The following is a 1,248-nucleotide window of genomic DNA, read 5'->3' as shown; positions in this document are numbered from 1 at the left end:
TCTGGCGAGCATTCTCGCCTAAATGGGTGTCCGGTAATGAGATGGTCACCCCCACACCCTGCGAGGGCTACGCTTTCTAGGGTGTTTTATTTTGGAGGCCATTATCATGAGCGAATTGGCACTGGTCGGTATCGATCTCGGCAAACACACTTTCCACTTGCACGGCCAGGACGTATCAGGTCGAGAGATGTTTCGCAAGAAACTCTCGCGCGTGCAGATGATGCGTTTTTTCGGCAACTGCCCCACTTGTACTGTCGTGATGGAAGCCTGCGCTGGTTCCCATTTCGTCGCCCGCGAACTGGCTACCATGGGACATGTAACCAAACTGATATCCCCGCAGTTTGTTCGGCCTTTTGTTAAAAGTAACAAAAATGATTTCGTTGACGCCGAGGCGATCTGCGAAGCCGCCTCACGCCCTTCGATGCGATTTGTCTCGCCTAAAACCGAGGCCCAGCAAACGCTCTCAGTACTGCATCGCATGCGTGAGTCGCTGGTGCGTGACCGCACCAAAACAATCAATCAACTCCATGGCTTCCTGCTGGAGTTTGGCATCAGCCTGCCTCTGGGGCGGACGGTCATAAAACGTCTGCCTAGCGTTCTGGCCGAGCATGAGTTGCCGATACGGCTCAGCACATTGTTGCAGCAGTTGCACGCACACTTCGGCTATCTGGATGAGCAAATCACGCAGCTGGATAAAGAGATGGCTGGCCAACTGGCTGACGATGATCTGGGCAGTCGTTTGCTGAGTATGCCCGGCGTCGGCCCGATCACCGCCAGCCTGCTGGCTGTCGAAATGGGAGACGGCAAGCAATTCGGATGCAGTCGTGACTTCGCCGCATCCATAGGGCTGGTTCCCAGACAGTACAGCACGGGTGGCAGGTCTAACTTGAAGGGGATCAGCAAGCGAGGAGACAAGAGCCTCAGATGTCTGTTGGTACAGTGCGCCAGGGTTTATATGCAAAGGCTCGATAGTCAAAAAGGGGCACTGGCTGATTGGGTGCGCTCATTGCTTCAGCGACGACACTCCAATGTCGTGGCGTGCGCTCTGGCCAATAAGCTGGCGCGCATTGCCTGGGCAATATCTGCTCACCATACAGTGTTTGAAGCAGGGCCAGACGCCATGGCGGCCTGACCCTACTGTTGTTGCAGTACCACGAGGCACCTTCAGGTTTTGCGATAGCTGAAAAATGGATGACGTGAACGGCACACCGGCCTGGCGAAGAACCTGACTTATGAAACGGCTTTAGA

General features: G+C 54.9%; 1 protein-coding gene. It reads left to right on the top strand.

Features of this window, described 5'->3' with window-relative positions; translation table 11 throughout:
• Nucleotides 1-106 precede the first annotated feature (106 nt).
• A complete protein-coding gene (locus tag TU80_RS31040; protein WP_016355702.1) occupies nucleotides 107-1,132 on the top strand; it encodes an IS110 family RNA-guided transposase in 1,026 nt (341 codons plus the stop codon).
• The last annotated feature ends 116 nt before the right edge of the window (nucleotides 1,133-1,248 follow it).

This window comes from Pseudomonas veronii (assembly GCF_001439695.1).
In the GTDB taxonomy this organism is placed as follows: Bacteria; Pseudomonadota; Gammaproteobacteria; order Pseudomonadales; family Pseudomonadaceae; genus Aquipseudomonas; species Aquipseudomonas veronii.
The sequence above is the reverse complement of the archived record's forward strand: the minus strand, read 5'-3'. Positions and strand labels throughout refer to the sequence as shown.